We start from the raw sequence: 19,762 nt of genomic DNA on the forward strand, positions 1-19,762 counted from the left end.
CCAAGGTAGCCTGGGGTCAGGCTTTAACGATTTGGAAACAGATTTTTCGCCCAGCGCGCGGGGCTCCCGACGGCCAAGTTTACCTTAACGTGACGCTAAGCAAATTCAGTCAATGGTTAGGGGTGTTTTAATGTAACGGCGTATTGGTTGTGTTCATTAAGCGTTTCATCGCGGAAGCAAAGCCGGGGCTTTTGAGCCGTCGGTCGGCTCGCGCGGCGCGCAAGAGCCCGGTTAGCTTTGTATCCATAGGCGGAGCCCTCGTTCGCGAGCCAACGGTTCCGGCAGCGGTCTATTTTGCGTCCTTTGTCATTAATCTCCTGGCCTTGTCGCTCCCGCTTTCGATCATGCAGGTGTACGATCGCGTTATTCCAAACCGATCGTTTTCGACGCTTGCATGGCTCTTCTTTGGTCTCGCGATAGTGCTGGTTATTGACTTCGTTTTAAAAACGTTAAGATCGGCTCTCTTGTCCTCGCAGGCGGTGCGCTTCGCCCGAAACGTGGAAAACGAAGGGGTCGCCCGTTTTCTTCGCGCGCCCAACGGAGGGTTTGAGCGCGAACCTGCCGCCGTGCACGTGAACCGCTATGGCGCGGCAGCCGCACTGGCTGATTATCACAGCGGCCAGGCACGGTTGGTCCTAATCGATCTGCCGTTTGTGGGTATCGCGCTTTTGGTGATGGCGATCGTGGGCGGCGCAATGGTGCTCGTGCCGGCAAGTCTGTTTTTCGGGTTTGCTGCGCTTGCCATAGGTCGCGCTCGCGAATTCCGAAGGATACTCGATACGCGCACCACGCAGGATAATCGGAAATATGATTTTATCTCCGAGGTATTGACCGGGATTCACACGGTCAAGGCTATGGCGATGGAGCCGCAGATGCAGCGCCGCTTTGAGCGGCTGCAGGAAGCGGTGGCGAAAACGACGATGTCCTCTATCTCGACTGGGCAAGCAAATCAAACCGCCGCACTGCTTTTCGGAAGCGTCGCGCAATTGGTCGTGGTGGCGATAGGGGGCTCACAAGTCATAAACGACCAGCTGACAATGGGAGCTCTAGCGGCTTGCACGATGCTGTCGGGTCAAATTCTGCAGCCTCTGCTGCGGGCGATTTCTCTCTGGACCGAGAAGGAAACCGTGGATCATCGCCGAGCCGAAGTTAAGTCGCTCCTCGATCTACCTTCAGCCGAGGCTCCTTTCGAAATTCATGCGTCGGTGAAGGGCAATATTCGATTTGAGAACGTCGTCTATCGACATCCAACAGATCTCAATCAAACTTTGGCGGTTCGCGACATTTCGATCGAAGCCGGTGCAATGATAGGCCTGAAAGGAAGGGAAAGTTCGGGGCGGACCACGCTGCTAAAGTTAATGCTGGGGGAGATTGAGCCAACCTCCGGTCGCGTCACGGTCGACGGGGTATCAACGTTAGTCTCGCAATTTGCGGCGATACGCCAACACATCGCCTATGTCGGAGCTGTACCCGCCATATTTTCTGGCACGATCATGGAAAATCTCACTTTGTTCGCTCCGGAGAAGCGCGATTTCGCGCGCAAGATGGCGCAACTCCTAGGTCTTGAAGCAACGATCAATCTCCTCCCAGATGGGTACGAGACGAAGCTTGGCAAAGGCATCGGTGACGATCTGCCTATGTCGATCGCGCAGCAAGTGAACATCGTCCGAGCGCTGACAAATCGTCCGCGCGTGCTTGCGCTCGATGAGGCAAATATGCTGCTGGATGCGATTGCCGAGCCCGCGCTCATTAAGGCGCTGAACGTTCTCCGTGGCAGCTTGACCGTGCTTGTTGTGACGCACCGTCCGTCGCTGTTGGCTCTGTGCGACCATCAAGTTGCTCTTGAAGACGGTTGTGCTGGTTGGTCTCTCTCCTCCTTAGGCAATACGCGGAAGGTGGCGACGTGACGACGCATAGTGACCCAGGATCGCCTCTCGTCGGTGCAAACCAAACCCCGGCGTCGGAGCTGATTGAAAATCCGGTGCACGCTAACTTGGCGCGGCTCGCCGCCGAATTTGCGAATGTCTCAGACGATTTGTCGTGCTCCCCGCAAGAATCTCTGATTTCCACAATCAACAGTATCGTTCATCCCGAAACCGCCGCGGAGGCCTGTCTGGCCCCGACGCTCGCATTGTTTGGCTGGGCTGGCGAGGGACGCCTGATTCAGGAGGCCCTGCCGCATTTTGGTCGTATCGACAATGTCGAGGCGCTGCGTAGCGCTCTTTCTTTATTGGGTTATGGGACAACCCGAAAATTCCTGAAGCAATCAAAGATCAAGTCCCACTCCATCCCATGTTTGTTCACGCGCGACGGTACCGACATCACGCTGATCGTAGACCGTGAGCCGGACGGAACCCTTCTTGCATTCGACGGCAAGTCCACTTCCTGGAAAACAATAGAGCCAGGGAAGCAAGGTGGTTGGGCTTACTTTGTTTGGGACCAGTCGGTTAAGACCGAAACCGTTGAACCAGGGGCATCCTGGCTATTTTCCGCAATTAGACAATTCAAGCCGACAATCGTAGCGACCCTCGGGTTTAGTCTGTTGGGAAACCTCGCAGCGCTTGCGCTGCCGATCTTTGTCATCTGCGTGTATGATCTGGGAATCGGCACGAAGTCGATAGATACCGTGATTATGCTGGCAATAGGCGCCGGCATCGTAATCGCCACGAACCTTGCACTGCGCAGCGTTCGCGCGCGAGCGATGGCGTATTTTGGTGCCCGGATCGACGCTCTCATTGGCATGAAGGCCTTCGAGGTGATCCTCAACATGCCGGTTTCAATGGTCGAAGCCGCTCCGGTCGGAACTCAAATCTCGCGACTGAAGCAGTTTGAGAGTATGCGAGATGTCTTCACCGGAACCTTGGCTTCATCAATTGTCGATATTCCATTCATCTTCATCTTTCTCATTGCTATCGCGACGTGGGGCGGGAATCTTGTCTGGGTGCCGGTGTCACTCATTGCGGCTTATGTTGTGCTCTCCGCGATAACAATTCCGGTGACCCGAAATTATATTCGAACGATCAGTACCGCCAAGCAGCGTCGCAACATTTTGCTTCACGAGATCTTCACCAAGCGCCGTGCGATCCGCTCGCTAAGCGCCGAACACATTTGGATCGCACGGCATCGAGGTCTGGCCCAACTGATTTCGGACCAGACTCATCGGGCGCATAGGTTCAATAACGCAGTGCAAAATATGGGAGAGCTGCTGGTCAGCATTGCCGGAATCGCGACGCTTGGTCTCGGTGCGGTAAGCGTGAGCAGGGGTTCAATGACTTCAGGGGCACTGATTGGCACCATGGCTCTGGTGTGGCGGGTGCTGTCGCCGCTTCAATCGACCTATCTCTCCTTGCCCCGGCTAGAACAAGCGCTCCAGACCTTCAAGCAAATTGACCGGCTCATGAAGATCCGGAGCGAACGAGATGTGCGGGCGCCACGTTCCTTTTTCCGGCAATTTAGCGGGAAAATATCCTTACAGCGCCTTGCCTTTCGTTACGCGCAGAGCCAGGAGGCAGTACTCCGTGGTGTGCAACTCGAGATCAAGCCAGGCGAGATGATCGCCATCACAGGCGCGAGCGGCGTTGGCAAAACAACACTACTCAGACTTATAGCGGGGCTTTATCCCCCTAGCCTTGGCGCTGTACTGGTCGACGGCATGGATTTGCGGCAAATTGATCCGACCGAATGGCGTTCTCAGATAGCATTTTTACCAGAAACGACGAATTTCTTCTATGGCACTTTGGCGCAAAATATTCGGCTCTCCCGACCGGATGCAAGTGACGCACAGATTGTGCGGGCTCTAAAGGAAATGGGACTGGACAGCGAAGAACAGTTGATGGGCGAGGGCATCGAGCGCCGGCTCACGGCTGCAGATATTGAAAATTTCTCGGATGCCTTGAAACAACGGCTGGCGCTGGCGCGCTGTTTCATAAAGGACGCGCCCGTTTATTTGCTGGACAATCCCGCGGCCTCTCTCGACACAGCATCAGAATTGCACTTGCTTAAGAAGCTTGCGGCGCTGAAGGGGCGTGCGACGGTCCTATTTACGACATTCCGCCCGAGCCATATGCGATTAGCCGACCGCGTGATCCTGTTGAAGGACGGACAGGTATTATTGGATGGGCCGCCGGATAGGGTCTTGGAGCGCATATCCGCGGCAGCCTAATATTTTCTAAATCCAGCGGCATATTTTATTAATGCGAGCTATCTATAATTTGCGTGTCTTGTATCGGCCATTTTTGAGGCTTGAACACCTTGGTTCCAATGCTTGCCCGGCGGACAGAAGTTGCACGACGTCTTACCCAGCCACTCGTGTTGGAAGACGGTCGGCCGCCGCGTGTACTGGTCGCGACCCTAATTACCATCTCTGGCTTCGTCATTGCCACGATCGTTTGGGCGTCCATGACGCGGGTTCGGGAGGTTACTATCGCGCAGGGTCAAATCGTGCCACGGGGTCAAGTTCAAACGGTCCAGCATCTTGAGGGTGGAATCGTCGCCGAGATTTTTGTCAAGGAGGGCTCGAGGGTGACGGCCCAGGAGCCCCTGATTCGGCTGCGCCCGGAATCATCGGTTGGTGAACGAAACCAATTCGAAGCCCGACGTGCAGCTTTGAAACTTCAGCTTATCCGCCTTGAGGCCCAGAGCCGCGATGAGACACCGGGCTTTGACGACTTGGCTAAGAAATTCCCAGATTTGGCTTCAGAGCAAGAAAAGCTTTATGTCAGCGCAATTATCCAGAGGCGACAGGAAAAGGCAACGTTGGCTGCCAAAGTCGCTCAGAAGCACGGTGAAATTGCTATGCTGACATCTGGGCTGGAATCTGCGAGCGCTCAGATGGAGGTCCAGCGTGAACTGGTCGAGATGCAGGATAGCCTGAAAAGCTTGGGTACTGGATCACGAAAGAGTTGGCTCGAGGCGAAGTCTGCCTATCAGCGCAGCGATGGTGATCGACTCACTCTCCAGGGGAGGCTCGATACAGCGAAAGAGGCCTTGATAGAAGCCGAAAGCAGCTTGTGGGAAGCTGATGCCAAGGCACAGCAAAAGCTAGGCGAGGAGAGGGTTAAGGCCGCCACTGATCTGGCAGAAACTGAACAGCAGTTGGTCAAGCTTGCCGATCGTTCCGATCGCCTGTTAGTTCGGGCGCCCTCCGACGGGATCGTACAAGAACTCGCTCCGAAATCGATCGGAGAAGTAGTGCGACCTGGCGACCTCGTGGCCCGGATAGTCCCAACAGAGCGGGAGTTGGTCGCTGAGGTGCACATCGATCCGAAAGATTCTGGCCACATACGTGCGGATGCGGATGCGGAAATTCGGCTTTTGACCTACGACAGCACAATCTTCGGTCCCGTTCGAGGCAAGGTCGAATATTTGTCGGCTACGACATTTTCGCCGCCGCCCACGCAACAAAACCCTTCGGGCCAAAATCAAGGTGCTGCCGAGCCCTACTACAAAGCTACGATACGACTGCTGCAGGACCACGTGCGCTCCGGCACCACCGACTATCCAATTACGCCAGGAATGGTGCTACAAGCGCACATTCAGACCGGCTCAAAGTCAATCATTCGATATATGTTCAAACCGGTGTTCAACTCGCTGGACGTGGCATTTACCGAGCGATAGCCGCGCGATCCCCCTGAAGGATCGCCGGATCGACCGGCTCCGCATTACGTGCTGTTTGCCCTCCCAACCTTCACATCAGGCCGGTTATTCCGGGTCTTGCCCCGGTTCCCGGTGGGATCCGCGGACGTCAACCCGCCTGACGCCACCACGGCCGGTCCTGGCATGCAAATCGTCAGACGGGACGTAAAACATGACATGCAAGGACGCCGCTGACGCTGGAACGCTCAAAGACGGTGGACGAGGAAATTTCGGCCAAGGTCATCGACTATCTCGACCGCAACGGCCCCAAGAAGACCAATAAGCCGTTCTTTATCTGGTACAATCCGGCGCGCATGCACATCACCACCGTATTGCCGCCGAAAAACGAGGCCATGATCGGTGAGCTCGGCGGCAAGGACTGGGGCCTCAACGAGGCCGGCATGAAGCAGATGGACGACAACATAGGCTATGTCCTCAAGAAGCTTGAGGACATGGGCCAGTTCAGCAACACCCTTATTGTCTTCACCACCAACAACGGCGCGAGAACATCACCTTTCCGGACGGCGGCCCACCCCCTTCAAGGGCGGCAAGCTGACCACCTGGGAAGGTGGTATGCGCGCTCCGCAAGTGGTTCGCTGGCCGGGTCACATCAAACCGGGCACCATGCACCCGGCCTGACCATCAGGCAGCATCTGAGAAAGTTTCGCTGGAAGAACCCGGCAGACATTGCGCGCTATCGCGATGGCCTCTTCCGCGCCGGGCTTCCCTTGGGGTGACCGGCCTGTGAAATGCGCACTCCGCAATACCCCCAAAAGCCGACATCACGGGGACAGCTCGGCATGTCCGTTTCGTGCCACAAAGCGGCTCTCACTGCCCGAAGTCCGACTTCAGCTTTAGCCCCGAAAGCAGACACCCGGCAGGCAAGCAGGCATGTCTCAAAAGTGCCAACAAAAGACTCACGCACCGCAGCAATTTAACAGTCTATTCGATCACCTCGTCGGCGCGAGCGAGGAGTGCCCGCGGCGCGCCAGGCGTGAATTTCTGCAATCCGATTAAGATTGATGAAACCAGATTTATTCGTTTGATCGCGGGTTGTCTTAACTTGCGTGAACTAGAATTGTCCAGCGTTAGCCAAATGATCGCGTCAAATTTTAGGGATCATGGCGATGTACACAATCATCCATGTCGAAAAAGGCTGGATCGTTTGCGATGGGCAAACCAAGCTCATTAGATTTAACCGGAAATCCGTGGCGGTTCGGACTGCCCATGATGCAGAAGAACTTCTGCGCACGAACGAAGCAGCAGAGCATAAAACAGCAAAACCCATTCCGGCGGGCAAGGTAGCTATTGCCCGATGATTCGGTCGGAATCAGTCGAATCTTTCCTTCGCAGGCACGGCCTCACGTAGCTAGGCCGCGTAACTAGACTCTTGCGATCAAACGTGACGGGTGTAGATTCTGCCCTGCAGTGCTGAACTTCCAGCCAACGGGAGTGATTGCGATGCGAACGGACAAGTCACGTTACGTGGACTCTGTTTTGGTGGCTGCGCTTTTCATGCTGGCTCTATCGGGCGCGATGGCCATCCACCGGTTCTTGGCATCTAACCCAACCGCCGAAGGCATCCAATTCCAGACCGTGCGGTATTGATGGGATTGTCTGCGCCTTGACACTAGCAGACCGGGTCGATGACCGCTCAGGCGTTGCCTAGATTGCGAGTGCTGTAGCTCGTTACTAGCACTACTTTGGTAGATTTGGCTTAAGGCGGCCTGCGAGCAGCATCTCACAGTGCGTGCATCGTAGTGGTGGGGGCCGCACGAAGAGGTTGAGGATGGCTTGTCTAATGGCCGGCATGCTCGGTTGTGGCGGTGGGCCTGAGACTCTTTTTTTCCGTCCCGCTGCGGTGAGGCGGCGGGATTGAAGGAAGGCGTAGGCAATCATCGTCATCAAGGCATGTCGGTGTAATCCGGCCCATGACCTGCCTTCAAAATGGTCGAGCCCCAGTTCTTCCTTCAATTGCTGATGCGCCTGTTCACAGATCCAACGCGCCTTAACGGCAGCTGCCAGTGTCTTAAGCGGAACGTCAGCGGGCAGATTCGAGATGTAGTACTTCTGCTCTCCGCTCGATCGTCGTTCGCCCAGGATCCACACTTCATCGCCAGGCATACGCTCGACACCTTTATCGAACACGCGGTGCTTTGGGCCGTCCGCGATGCGGACGCGCCGTGCAGCGAAAAGGCATGTCAGCGGGCCCTTTGTACCCCCGCGCCAGCTGATCTTCTGCCACTTTACGCCGACCAGCATCGTCTCGGCTGAAACTGGCGACATATCCGGGATATGGTGTTTGCGCGGCTTACGGGCTTTCTCCGTCGGAAAGATCATGGTGACATCGGTCGGATAGACTTTCTGGCGCCGCGACATACCAACTGCCCATAAGAGGCCGCGTTCGCTCAGAGCATGACGGAACGGCGCGCTCGATCCGTATCCCGCGTCCGCCAGCACACAGCCAAAGCGAACACCGGCGATCACGCGATCGATCTCAGCCAGCGCGATCTCTGACTTGGACCGTGCCGTGCGATGCTCGATTGGAACGCCGGCGCGCTTCAGACGTACCGGGTCGCTCGTCCAATTCTCGGGAATGAAAAGACGTGGCGCCACCATCACCGGCACCTCACCGCGCGCAAGTGTCAGCGACACCAATGGTTGGCAATTCGCCGTCTTACCGAGAGTTGATGCATATTGTGGAGCTACACCAACCGAGCGATCGCCCTTCTTCGGCATCGATGTATCGTCGATGACCAGCACTGCATCTTTGCCGCCGACGAGCCGGTCGGCCTGAACGAGCAATTCTGCTTCCAACGGCGCCGCGTCCCAGACGCCATCAGCGATGAAATGATGCAATTGGTCATAGTCGCCCGGCGCCAGCCGCGCCGCCATTGGTTGGACACTCTTGCGATCACCCGGTCCAATCAGTCCGGCGACATATAGCGGACACATCCGCCGCCGAGCTTTGTGACCCAGACAATCCAGAAACGGCTCAAGCCAACGCGCAAGCTCTTCTTTCCAGTTCGACGGTCTGTCTACCATGGCCGGCCCTCCAAAAGCCGACCACCCATGAATCATTGAAAACCTGATTCGGGAATCCTATTGAGCGATAAATCTGCCAAAGTAGTGCTAGATCGACCGTCCATCTCCAAGTGCCCCGCATATTCGATGCCGCGATACGTCATAAGAAAAACTCCAAGAAAAAATTGCTGTCCAATTACTTGAAAACGAAAATTTAATGCAAAGTCCTAAGGTGGACAGCAAATCCCAACCTGAGGGCGAGCGCAGCAAATCCACGAAAGGGGATTTTTAAGTGTCGCAGAAAGCGCTCCAGAGGCCGATCGCTATGGGGATGAGAGCGACGCAAATCCATAGAGCGGGCGCGCTGAAGCTTAGGCCGGCAATAAGGATCCAAACACCGAAGCCGACGATTAAGGCTGAGATCGCATAGGCGGCCGCTTTGTCCATGCTCAATCCAAAAGCAAAACTGGGATCGATTGCCATTGCTACTACTTGCTACAGGCCAAAACGTTCCAATCAGGACTTTGGCCTCGTCTTAAGCCTGAGCTGGACCTAGCGGGCGGACGCCGTCGATTAATATGTTCCCGTCAGCGGCAGTACTCGTTGCAAAATCGCGCCGAGGCAAATGAGCACCACGAGCAACTTGAGCAGGTTTGCTAGTCGACCATCGGTGGCAAACTTGTCGATGGCCCAAAAGCAGATTGCGCCGACGACGACGATAATCAAAACTCCTATCAAGGCTGAAATCATGGCAACCTCGTTGTGCTGTCGAAACTCATTTCCCCTTCGCCTTGGTCTGGTCGACCCGATCTTCGCGAAACTCCGGTGGTCCCTTGGTAAGCCTGCGCCGGCGCTGGGCGCGTTCTTCCGGCGGTGCGGCAGGATCGATAATCTTTTCGATGGCCTTTGTGGCGAGCTCCTGAGCGCGCAATCTCCGGCCGGGCTTGCCGATGGGCTGCGCGGGCGTCTTGACCCTGAGCCCGAGCGCGACTAGGCGGCGAATGGCGTGCGCTCGGGTAATGTTCTTGTCGGGTGATGATGCGATCCAGGCATCGATCGCGGCGAGTTCAGTGGGGTGCCAGCGCTCGCCCACTTGCGTACCGCGCCCGGTCGTGGCCGGCCTTCCCCTTTTCTTCTTAGTGATAACCCGAATTGACTTGGTCATGAATTATGGTTACCACTAAAGCAAGTCGAGGGGAAGCTGGAACCACGGACCGGGAACTGGTGTTTGCGGTTATGCACACAGCGGAAATGCTCACGGCACCCAAGGCGCACTATGAAGCGGCACGGTACGGTGAGAAGAGGGGTGCTTCGTGAAGCGCTGGCGCCGATCGCGCTGAAACGACCTGCCGCCCGGCTCACCCCCGGGGCGGTTTTTGTGATGCCGGCCACACCACGCGGCTTCGGTCGCGGGCCTCGGCGAGAGGCCCAACTGACGCGGCCTTACTTGGGTGGACTTAATCCGCTTTGGCTCCAGCCTGTATTGGCTGATAGGAACGGATCCTGAGCCAGCACCTTGTGGACGTGCTCGCACTTGGGGCACTCAAACGTCCGCAGATCGGACCCCGCGGGGCCAGGTTCGATACGGGCCAGCATCATGCGCCCGCCCTGACACTTTGGGCAGCGCGGTCGCTCGGTCGGGAGAAGCGAGGGGTCTTGCCGAATATGAGCTAGGGGCATGTGACGCATCCCTTGATCCGGCGGAAGTGCAACACTCTCAGTCACCGGTAGAGGCCGGAGCGGATCGGTGATGGAACTATGATGGAACCAGTGCGGTTCCGCCGCTGTTCAATTTTGCTCATTCGCGAAAAGTTAGTGAGAAGGCTGCCCCCACAACTGAGGCGGACTTAGCTACGCCTGGCATCGACTGAGGACGCCATCTTGAGCCATTCCTCAGCGAGCCGGTGCCACGCCTCCTTATCGATAGGACTGACCGCCTTGGCGGCCTCCTCTCGGCATTCCTCGGCCTGCTTGCGAAACCCGGCTGCATGATCATCGGACATGGCAACCGGATAACGCACCAAGGGGTACTTGGACCCTCGCTCTGACGAATTAAGAAAGAGTCCTTGGAACCATTGGCCGAAGAAAAATCTTGGAATAGTCGGGTGCGCCCACCGCCGCGGCGCTAACTGATCCGGAACGGCCTCAGCCTTGCCCCCCCTTACGCTGGGGCCGTTTCTTTTTGACAGGCGGACGCGCATGCGCCGGTGCCGATCGGCTGGCACCACAATGGCCCGCCACGAACTTAAAAGGCCGCAGGCATTTTCGCGCTGCGACCTACCGGGCTCAAAATAATTTGGTTTTACAAAATGGTTGATCCGCCGTTCAGCCCCGGTCGTCAAAGACTGAGCCAAATTTTTATGAGCGGGGAGTCAAAACCGTGGTTCCAGCCCGAGGAACACGGCAGGTGTTGCAAAACTGCAGCGCACGAACACCACGAAGAACGGAAGAGGCCGCCAACTGAGGCGGCCTTACTGCTAAGTCGGGGCTGCAAGCCGGGCGATGAAAGCCACTCGTTCATGTGGATGCGGTCTCCTTACATAGTCCTGTTTTTTCTTGATGCAGCCGTCACAATAGTTGGCTATCGTGGTTCCATCATCGGCACACCCAGGTAGTTATCCGATGACTGTGAGCAGAAGACTCGCGCCTTAAGTGAGCGCGAGCACCCATGCTCAAAAACGCTCCCCGCCCGATCTGCCGGAAATGTGGCAAGCCGATGCACTTCGTGATCGTCAAGACAGGCGGTCGCAAATTTCGCTGTATCAGGTGCGATAACATCGACCCAATGCAGGTCCCAGACTTTCAGGCAGGGGCCAAGAGCGAATTGCGGTCGCCGAAAACGACATGAAGGCCGCCTGAGTTGGGGCCCTCTTTACTTCGAATGTCGCCTGTTGGCACTTTTGCGACATGTCGGGATGGTCTGGCAACGTCTGCAAACCGACGTGAATGACCCATACGTCACATTGTTCGCTGGCCCTACGGTAATACGCCGAAGCAATCCGGGACATCTTCCCGGGGACGCATTTGAGCGGTTACAGTGCTGCCTCGTCGGCAAGACCAACTCGCTGCGTCGCCTCATTGTCGCAATACAAGTTGATAGTTTGTGGGGAAGGCGATTGGCTGTTGCCATCAGTCCGGCTTATCTGGTGACCTAACACGATTGCCCGGAAGGCTGTTTGCTGTCGGCAATCAAATTTCTGTTCTGGGCTGCACATTGATCGAAAATCCAGCAACTACTGCCGCCGAGGCAGCGCGACAAGCTCCGCCGGGTAAGCTGCAAACTCTCGGCTTGTCGGCGCTTGGCATCGTATTTGGCGATATCGGGACCAGCCCTCTTTATACGTTCAAGACCATTCTCGGTACCACCGAAGGCGCTCCCGACGCAGGTGTTATCCTGGGCGCGCTTTCGCTCGTGCTCTGGACTCTCTTTATCATTACAACGGTCAAATATGTCTCGTTCGCTATGCGCGTCGACAATGACGGCGAGGGTGGCATTCTGGCCTTGATGGCCTTGTTGGGAGTTAAGAAGCAACAGCGGCCGACCATCGTGGCAGTCGGCCTGTTCGGGGCGGCTCTGATTTACGGTGATGGGGCGATTACGCCGGCGATTTCGGTGCTGTCGGCACTGGAGGGCCTGAACATGGCGACTCCGGTATTGCAGTCCTATGTCGTTCCCGCCGCCGTTGCGATCCTGCTCGCGCTGTTTGCCATCCAGTCGCTGGGAACAGCAGCGATTGGCAATTATTTTGGCCCGGTAATGCTGCTCTGGTTTGTCGCCCTGGCGTTGATGGGGATTTCAGGCATTGTCCAACATCCTTCCGTGTTCGCCGCACTCAATCCTGTCTACGGTCTGTCGTATCTGTTCTCACATGGGGCCACCGGCTTTCTGGTTTTGGGCGCGGTGTTTCTCTGCGTCACCGGCGCTGAAGCTCTCTATGCCGATATGGGTCATTTCGGTAGGCGGCCCATTACACTGGCATGGTTCGCGGTCGTCTTCCCCAGTCTGATCCTCAACTATGCCGGGCAGGCGGCGCTGGTTCTTGAAGGCGTCCCGACGGACGGCAATATTTTCTTTCGGCTTTGTCCCGGAGGTCTCCTGATTCCGTTCATCGCGCTTGCGACAGTAGCGACGATCATTGCCAGCCAATCGATTATAACCGGGGCTTTCTCGATGACACGGCAGGCAATTCAACTCGGCTGGCTGCCAAGGCTGCGGATCAAGCAGACCTCATCGGAAGGTTACGGCCAGATTTACGTCGGTGTCGTCAACTGGCTGCTAATGATCGTAACCCTCGGGCTCACAATCGGGTTTGGCAGATCCGATAATCTAGCGGCTGCCTACGGCATCGCGGTTTCGCTGACGATGCTGATGACGTCGGCACTGCTTTTCATTGCAATGCGCGAGATCTGGGGTTGGAGCATGTTGGCCGCCGGATCTGTCGCAGCCTTCTTTCTCATCGTCGATTGCGCCTTCTTCCTTGCCAATCTAACCAAGATCGCCGAGGGCGGATATGTACCGCTGATCTTGGCTGCTTCTGTCTACAGCGTGATGTGGATCTGGCATCGCGGAGCGGCTGCCGTGATGACCAGAATGCATGAATCTCTGATCCCCGTCCCGGAATTCATGAAGGATATTCAATCCAAAAGCATTCCACGCGTTCCCGGTACGGCCGTGTTCCTGACCAGGACCGAGCGGGATACGCCGCCCGTCATGATCTGGCACGTCAAGCATAACCGCGCATTGCATGAACATCTCTTCGTGCTGCGCGTGGAAATCCTGTCAGTGCCGTGGGTCGCGCCCGGCAACCGCATGACAATCGACGAAGTCGCGCCGAATTTCTGGCGCGCGGAAGCGCGTTTCGGCTTCATGGAGCGCCCGCATATTCCGGAACTGCTTACGGTCGGCAAGGCGTTGGGATGTACTATCGATCTCGACGACGTGACCTATTATGTGGGACATGAGACGGTGGTCGGCCGCGAAGACGGCATGGGCTTGCCTGCCTGGCAGGAGCGGTTCTTTGCTGTGATGGAGCGCAACGCCGTCCATGTTAGCGACTTCTTCAGCCTCCCCAGCGATCAGGTCGTTGAGATCGGGCGGCAGGTTTCAATTTAGACACCACGACTAAGCTGTTCCGTCGACGCTCTCGATTGCTGCGGCGCATGAGTCTCTTGTTGGCACCTTTGGGACATGCCCGCTGATCCTGAGAACGTCCGCTTATTGGGGGTGGACCGGAGTGCGCCGGGAGACCGGCAAGGAGTAGATGGTGGAAGTCCATCACGATGAAGGAGTAGCGAACCGCATCGACCCCGAGTCATGCGCAGATGCCCGCGAGGGCCTCGGCGAAGCGTTGACAGGGGAGCGCATAGGCCAGCCATTGAGCCGCGAAAGTACCCTCATTCTGGGTGCCGACGTCGTTCCGGTGACGGAAGGCAACACGGATGGGCGCGATAACGCGAGCGCCCAGACGGCCCGGCGTGGTCTTAGACACTGGCATGTGCGCACGCTCTTGCTTGGGAACCGGGAGATCTCATGGTCGGCCAGCACCAGTATGCGTGCTGCACTGGCCCGCGTCGGGAAGGCGAGGAGCCGTAGCCGATGATGTACGATCATGAGAAGTCTGACCCCGCCATAGTAGCTGTGAAGCCAACGAACAAAGCCGGGCAACCGGCTGTGGAGTTGGTGGAGCCAAGGGCGGGGGCCGAGGGGAATGTGCGTCAGCAAAGCACGGGCCGGGCACAGTACCGGGGAACCGTGTCACAGGCGCTGGAGCGCATACGGCAAGCCGCAAGGCAAAGGAAGAAGGAGAAGTTCACCGCGCTCTTCCATCACGTCAGTATTGACCATCTCGCAGAGGCATTCTCTGAACTCAAGGGGAATGCTGCAGCTGGAGTGGATGGGCTGACATGTCGGGATTACGAGCAGCACCTTGAGCGCAATCTTGAGGACCTGCATGCTCGCGTCCATCGGGGAGCGTATCGGGCACTACCGTCGCGGCGGGTTTACATACCCAAACCGGATGGTCGGCAACGCCCGATCGCGGTCGCCGCCCTTGAGGACAAGATCGTCCAGAGGGCCACGGCTGCGGTGCTGAGCGCGATCTACGAGGAGGATTTCCTCGGGTTCTCGTATGGGTTCCGACTCGAACGCAGCACGCACGATGCGATGGATGCGCTCATGGTCGGGATCACCAGCACAAAGGTGAACTGGATACTGGACGCTGACATCCGCTCGTTCTTCGACACGGTGAGCCAGGAGTGGCTCATCAGGTTTGTAGAACATCGCGTCGGCGACCGACGTATCATCCGCCTGATCCAGAAATGGCTCAAGGCAGGCGTCCTGGAAGACGGAATCGTGACGGTCAGTGACAAGGGGACCGGGCAGGGATCGGTGATCTCACCGCTTCTGGCCAATCTCTACTTACACTACGTTTTCGATCTCTGGGCCGAGCGCTGGCGACGGCGTGAGGCAGCGGGCAATATGATCATCGTGCGCTACGCCGACGACCTCATTGTTGGCTTCGAGCACGAGACCGACGCCCGTCGCTTCCTCGACGAGATGCGTAAGCGGTTACAGGAGTTTGCACTGTCGCTTCATTCGGAGAAGACCCGGCTGATCGAGTTTGGACGCTTCGCGGTGGAAAACCGCAAGCGGCGCGGGCTCGGCAAACCGGAGACCTTCACCTTCCTGGGCTTCACCTTTATCTGCAGCAAAACTCGTCGGGGCAAATTCCAAATCAAACGAAAGTCCCGGCGCGATCGCATGCAGGCAAAGTTGCAAGCCATCAAACAGGAACTGCGACGGAGCATGCATCAGCCGATTCCCCAGCAGGGAAGATGGTTGCAGCAGGTCGTCACCGGTTACTTCAACTACCACGCGGTGCCGACAAACAGTTCGTCACTGTCCGCGTTCCTATTCCACGTTACCAATCTCTGGCGGCGAACGCTGCAGTGGCGGAGCCAAAAAGATGGGATGACCTGGGAGCGGATCAAGCGGTTGGCCGACCACTGGCTCCCGAAACCGCGAATCCTTCATCCGTGGCCAGAGAGTCGCTTCGCCGTCAGACACCCAAGGTGGGAGCCGTATGCCCGAATTGGGCCCGTACGGATCTGTGCGGGGGGCGCGAGGTAACTCGCGTCCCTACCGCGAAAGGCGTCTGCGCACGGTCAAAATGACGCGTTTGACCCTCAAGAGCCGTTGAGGCGAAGCGCCGATCGAGAGCGTTTCGCTGTTGTTAGCCTGACCTATTCCGAGCGGCCTGCAGCATTGGGTTAGAGGGATTGGTGTCAAAGCGGAGTGATCGGCCCTACCGCGTCTATGACGGCGATGCCGGGTCTGTGCCTCGAACGGCGTCACCCCCATGCTAGGGTAGCGGCGGGGTCCGCAGCTCAGCCCTTAAGAAGATACATTCGGGAGATTGCCGTAAATGGGCTGTTTCCGGCGTTGGGTGCGTCAGCGGCGACCTCGACTGATTTGTTACCGTTGACCGCCGCAATTCCGACCGCGAGCATCTGGGTTTGTCCGCCGCTTCCGGCATAGAACCAAGTGTTGGTGAAGCTAGCGCCCTGGTCTGTGAGGTTAAGATAAATGACGGGAGCCGGTGTATCCGTAGCGTCGATCGCCGGCCCCACCTCATTGACTGTACACTTATACCAAGGCATTTCGATTCTCCTTACTTGCGGCGGTAGCCTGGTTGTATTTTGCTGCCCCTCAAGGACACGTAAACGGTCCGGCGGTTGCAGAGGCGGTCTTGTGGCTCGTCTGACCGGTAGCTGTGATCTGAAACGTCTGACTTGGCTGCAGCTGTCCGAAGGGCACCGTTATCGGACAAAGTCCTTCCGGGACTACTCCGGAAAATGGCACACTAAACTCACCGAGGCTGTTAGCGGTCCCTAGGACCGGGAATGTTGCTGGCTGCTCCCCAACCACGGACCACACGACGGCGATGTCAACCGGCTCGTTATTTCCGAAGTTGGTCCCGGTGATCGAGAGAACGAAATTGCCCGAGGAAGGAATTACGGCTGCAGAGAGAGTGGCGGCCGGAGGGGTGTCGGGGACCGTGACCAGAATCGAGTTCGACGGCGCCGAATAGCCAGCGTTATTGAAAGCTGCGACGTAGATCGTGTAGTCATGCCCGCCATCGAGAACCATGTAGCCCGTCGTTGAATTGGCCGGGACACCATACTCGCCTGGCACGCCGTTCGGCTGCTGTTGAAATACAAGAACGAAGCCATCTTCGTTGTCCGAGTTATCGTTCCAACCAACGAATAACTGTCGTTGGCTCGGGCTAAGCGCAGGCTGTATTTCAATGAGGTGCAAGTTGGTGGGCGCCGCGGGCGGCCGGGGTCGCATTTCGTGGATGCGGTCAATTTCCGTATAGGGCATGCCCCCAGCGTTCGGCCCCGTGGCGACCACATCGACGGCATTGTCACCGTTGATCGCAGCAATTGCGACATCGAGCATCTGATTCTGGGCTCCATCAGCCGCATAGAACCAGGTGTTCGCAAAGCTCCCCTTGGTATCGGTCAGGTTGATATAAACGACCGGCGAAGCTGTTTCGGTTCCGTCGACGGCGGGTCCGACTTCATTTACGGTGCACCTATACGATGGCATCCGCCGCCTCCTAGCTTCGCATTAAAAGGTCTGAACGTAGACCAATTTGGCGGGCTTGTGAGCCTGGCGCCGATCCTCGGAGGCCAACTATAGCATACGCGGCGAGGGCTTCACACATGCTTGATGGAGGAATCCCGCGCGGCGTTCGCAAGAAAAAAGCCGCCGAGGTGACCCAGCGAGCAATCCCTAAAATTTGAGATATATTTGCAATTCGATTTCAGGAGCTAGCCCGTCTTATTCGCCAGAGGGCGCCTGAGAGGCTGGCGAGCGTGGTGTAAAGCGCTGATGCGGCGTAGTGGCGTATCGCCTTCGTAAACTCGCCACTCCCATCGCGTTGGCTCCAAGGGGATTACTGTGATTTCAAGCAGGCGTGGGTGGGACTTCTTGGCCATCCAAGGAATATGCAATGCGGATAGAGCAGACGCCGAGCGGCTGTTTGGCCGTACTTCCCCTTAAGTAGTACCCCGTTGCGACGCGCTCCGCGTTGTGACGGGTTTTTGCTGCGGTGCATGAGTCCGTTCATGATGCTGTGGACGGCTCCTCCACCGGCACGAGAGTGCCACGGATGTGGGGGCTGTTAAGGCTCCCACGATTCAGAGGAGCGAGCCATGCAGACGATTACGACAATCGGTTTAGACATCGCCAAGTCGGTTTTCCAGGTACACGGCGTTGATGCAGCGGGCCAGGTGGTCATCCGTCGCCAGTTGAAGCGGCAGTCTGTGCTGGCGTTTTTTCAGAAGCTGCCATCATGCCTGGTTGGCATAGAGGCTTGCGCCTCGTCTCACCATTGGTCGCGCGAACTTCAGGCGCTCGGCCATACCGTTCGGCTGATGCCGCCGGCCTACGTGAAGCCCTATGTAAAGCGGCAGAAGAACGACATGGCTGACGCAGAGGCTATCTGCGAAGCGGTCGCTCGAGCCAACATGCGGTTCGTACCAACGAAGACGCCTGAGCAGCAGAGCTGCTTGATGCTTCATCGCACCCGCCATCTCTTCATTCGCCAGCAGACCGCGGTGATCAATTCGATCCGGGCACATCTTGCCGAGTTAGGCATTGTCGCGCCGGTCGGACGCAAAGGAGTGACCGAGCTGCTGCATATTGTTGCCGACCCGAGCGACAATCGGGTGTCAGAGGTTGCCCTACCCCGGAGCCAACCATTGATTCGCGCGGAAGGCGAATCAAATTTCGGAGTTTCAGAAATTCGGTTTGGTCGTAGGTCTTGGCTCCAGAGCCAGTGGAGAAGGTTCCATTCCGTTTGCGATCCCCGCCCGTCTGCTTCGCGCTATCACCGCGCCGGAAGGACAAAGATTTGGCCGGGATGAATCAGATTCGGATTGCGGATCTGCTCCCGGTTCGCCTTGTAAATGACGGCGTAGTGCGTGCCCACACCATAGGTGTGGCGGCTGAGGCGCCAGAGGCTATCGCCGCGGGAGACGGTGGTGGTTGCGATCTTCGGCACGACCACGGTGGAGGGCGAGCCTCCGTCTGGCAGAACGGTCGCCACGGCGGCCGCCAGCTGCGGCTGCTGTGCAGCGGCAGTGTCCGGCCGCTTGGAGGCTGTGGCCTGCGCCGGCACGGACGCCGTGACCATCGTGTCGGGAACGTTGAAGGGTACCTCGGCGCGTGCGCGCACCGCGCCGGAATTGGGCTCCACCTCGTCCAGCCTGACGCGGTAGCTGCCGGGCGCGACCCCTTCATTGATCGTGACCGCAAAACGTCCATCCGCGCCGGCCGTTGCTGACGCAACAAAGGTGTCGTTGAGATAAAGCCTCACCGCGACGCCGGGGCGCGCGCGGCCGCTCGCATGGAACTTGCCGCCTGGCTCGATCTCGACCGATTCCACAACCACTGCGCCGGCCATCGCCTTTGGCGCAGGCGGCTGCGACAGCACGACGGTGGGTTTGCTCGGCGTCATCAGCGCCACGACCGGCCGGTCGGTCGGTCCCGGCTCAATCGCCACCGCCACGCTCTGTTTGGACGTGGTCTGCCGGCCGTCCGGCTGGTTAGAGCGCAGCGTCAGGTCATAGGTACCTGGAGGAAGCCGGGGTGGGACCATGGCGAATTGTCCGGATTGATCCGCGACCGCGCGATCATGCAGTTCGCCGTTGCGCAGCAGTTCCACTGTTGCGCCCGGCATCGCCCGGCCCGCGATTACCGCTTCGCCCGTCGGTTCGATGCGGGCAATGTCGAACGCCGGCACGCCGTCGTCGCTGTCCGGCGGTACGGACGATCCGGCCAGCGCGGCCGCCACGGCGTCTGCTTTTGCTTGCGCCGCTGCGAGCGCGTCCGGACCCGGATCTTGCGCGCCCGATGCTGGCTTAGAGACCGCCGGCGCGGCTGTTGCGGCCTTGGTGTCAACCGGCGGCTCGCGGCGGAAGTGCTGGATCGCGAAGACAAGCGGGATACCACAGGCCGCAACAAACGCCAGCAGGACCATTCGGCTCATCGACGTGGCGGTCATGATGTTCGTCCATCGGCCGGAACGTTACCTCG

The 19,762-nt window shown here is 57.8% G+C and carries 12 protein-coding genes and 3 pseudogenes; 8 read left to right on the forward strand and 7 right to left on the reverse strand.

Annotated elements, in window-relative coordinates; translation table 11 throughout:
- Window positions 1–149: 149 nt before the first annotated feature.
- The 5 genes and pseudogenes from BLR13_RS28190 to BLR13_RS40480 all read left to right on the forward strand — a co-directional run bounded on the left by BLR13_RS28190 (window position 150) and on the right by BLR13_RS40480 (window position 6,953).
- The gene (locus BLR13_RS28190) at window positions 150–1,907 is read left to right on the forward strand and encodes a peptidase domain-containing ABC transporter (protein ID WP_171944929.1); all 1,758 of its coding nucleotides are present in this window, start codon (window positions 150–152) and stop codon (window positions 1,905–1,907) included.
- Window positions 1,904–4,162 (forward strand): peptidase domain-containing ABC transporter, encoded by a 2,259-nt coding sequence (locus BLR13_RS28195; RefSeq protein WP_171944928.1) that lies wholly within the window; start codon window positions 1,904–1,906, stop codon window positions 4,160–4,162. Before BLR13_RS28190 ends, BLR13_RS28195 begins: the two co-directional genes overlap by 4 nt.
- Window positions 4,163–4,260: 98 nt before the next feature.
- Window positions 4,261–5,616 carry an HlyD family type I secretion periplasmic adaptor subunit gene (locus BLR13_RS28200; RefSeq protein WP_074817152.1) on the forward strand — a complete coding sequence of 452 codons (1,356 nt, stop codon included), beginning with the start codon at window positions 4,261–4,263 and terminating at the stop codon, window positions 5,614–5,616.
- A 115-nt stretch (window positions 5,617–5,731) separates the two neighbouring features.
- Window positions 5,732–6,261: pseudogene (locus tag BLR13_RS28205) on the forward strand (sulfatase-like hydrolase/transferase); the annotation flags it as partial.
- Window positions 6,262–6,761: 500 nt separating this feature from the next.
- Window positions 6,762–6,953 (forward strand): hypothetical protein, encoded by a 192-nt coding sequence (locus BLR13_RS40480; RefSeq protein WP_143039643.1) that lies wholly within the window; start codon window positions 6,762–6,764, stop codon window positions 6,951–6,953.
- 479 nt (window positions 6,954–7,432) lie between these two features.
- Here BLR13_RS40480 and BLR13_RS28215 read toward each other — a convergent pair.
- The 4 genes and pseudogenes from BLR13_RS28215 to BLR13_RS28220 all read right to left on the reverse strand — a co-directional run bounded on the left by BLR13_RS28215 (window position 7,433) and on the right by BLR13_RS28220 (window position 9,823).
- Window positions 7,433–8,715, reverse strand: a pseudogene (locus BLR13_RS28215) (IS701 family transposase).
- A 231-nt stretch (window positions 8,716–8,946) separates the two neighbouring features.
- Window positions 8,947–9,141, reverse strand: coding sequence for a hypothetical protein (locus BLR13_RS40485; protein ID WP_143039642.1), 195 nt, complete (start codon window positions 9,139–9,141; stop codon window positions 8,947–8,949).
- A gap of 90 nt (window positions 9,142–9,231) precedes the next feature.
- On the reverse strand, window positions 9,232–9,408 hold the full coding sequence (locus BLR13_RS40490; protein ID WP_154070753.1) for a hypothetical protein: 177 nt from the start codon (window positions 9,406–9,408) through the stop codon (window positions 9,232–9,234).
- 25 nt (window positions 9,409–9,433) lie between these two features.
- Complete coding sequence (locus BLR13_RS28220) at window positions 9,434–9,823, reverse strand: hypothetical protein (RefSeq protein ID WP_074817147.1); 390 nt, start codon at window positions 9,821–9,823, stop codon at window positions 9,434–9,436.
- Between the two features lie 2,049 nt (window positions 9,824–11,872).
- Between BLR13_RS28220 and BLR13_RS28235 the strand changes: the two genes are divergently transcribed.
- On the forward strand, window positions 11,873–13,771 hold the full coding sequence (locus BLR13_RS28235; RefSeq protein WP_079585715.1) for a potassium transporter Kup: 1,899 nt from the start codon (window positions 11,873–11,875) through the stop codon (window positions 13,769–13,771).
- A 483-nt stretch (window positions 13,772–14,254) separates the two neighbouring features.
- Window positions 14,255–15,787 carry a group II intron reverse transcriptase/maturase gene (ltrA, locus tag BLR13_RS28245; RefSeq protein WP_171944926.1) on the forward strand — a complete coding sequence of 511 codons (1,533 nt, stop codon included), beginning with the start codon at window positions 14,255–14,257 and terminating at the stop codon, window positions 15,785–15,787.
- A 257-nt stretch (window positions 15,788–16,044) separates the two neighbouring features.
- Here ltrA and BLR13_RS28250 read toward each other — a convergent pair whose 3' ends face one another.
- Window positions 16,045–16,317, reverse strand: a complete 273-nt coding sequence (locus BLR13_RS28250) for a hypothetical protein (protein ID WP_074817138.1) — start codon at window positions 16,315–16,317, stop codon at window positions 16,045–16,047.
- Between the two features lie 49 nt (window positions 16,318–16,366).
- A complete protein-coding gene (locus BLR13_RS28255) occupies window positions 16,367–17,269 on the reverse strand; it encodes a fibronectin type III domain-containing protein (RefSeq protein ID WP_074817135.1) in 903 nt (300 codons plus the stop codon).
- A gap of 608 nt (window positions 17,270–17,877) precedes the next feature.
- Between BLR13_RS28255 and BLR13_RS28260 the strand changes: the two are divergent.
- Window positions 17,878–18,360 (forward strand): annotated as a pseudogene (locus BLR13_RS28260) (IS110 family transposase); the annotation flags it as partial.
- A 194-nt stretch (window positions 18,361–18,554) separates the two neighbouring features.
- Here BLR13_RS28260 and BLR13_RS28265 read toward each other — a convergent pair.
- Entirely contained in the window at window positions 18,555–19,730 is a 1,176-nt protein-coding gene (locus BLR13_RS28265; RefSeq protein ID WP_074817130.1) for a LysM peptidoglycan-binding domain-containing protein, read from the reverse strand.
- Window positions 19,731–19,762 lie beyond the last annotated feature (32 nt).

Source organism: Bradyrhizobium ottawaense (assembly GCF_900099825.1).
Lineage (GTDB): Bacteria > Pseudomonadota > Alphaproteobacteria > Rhizobiales > Xanthobacteraceae > Bradyrhizobium > Bradyrhizobium ottawaense_A.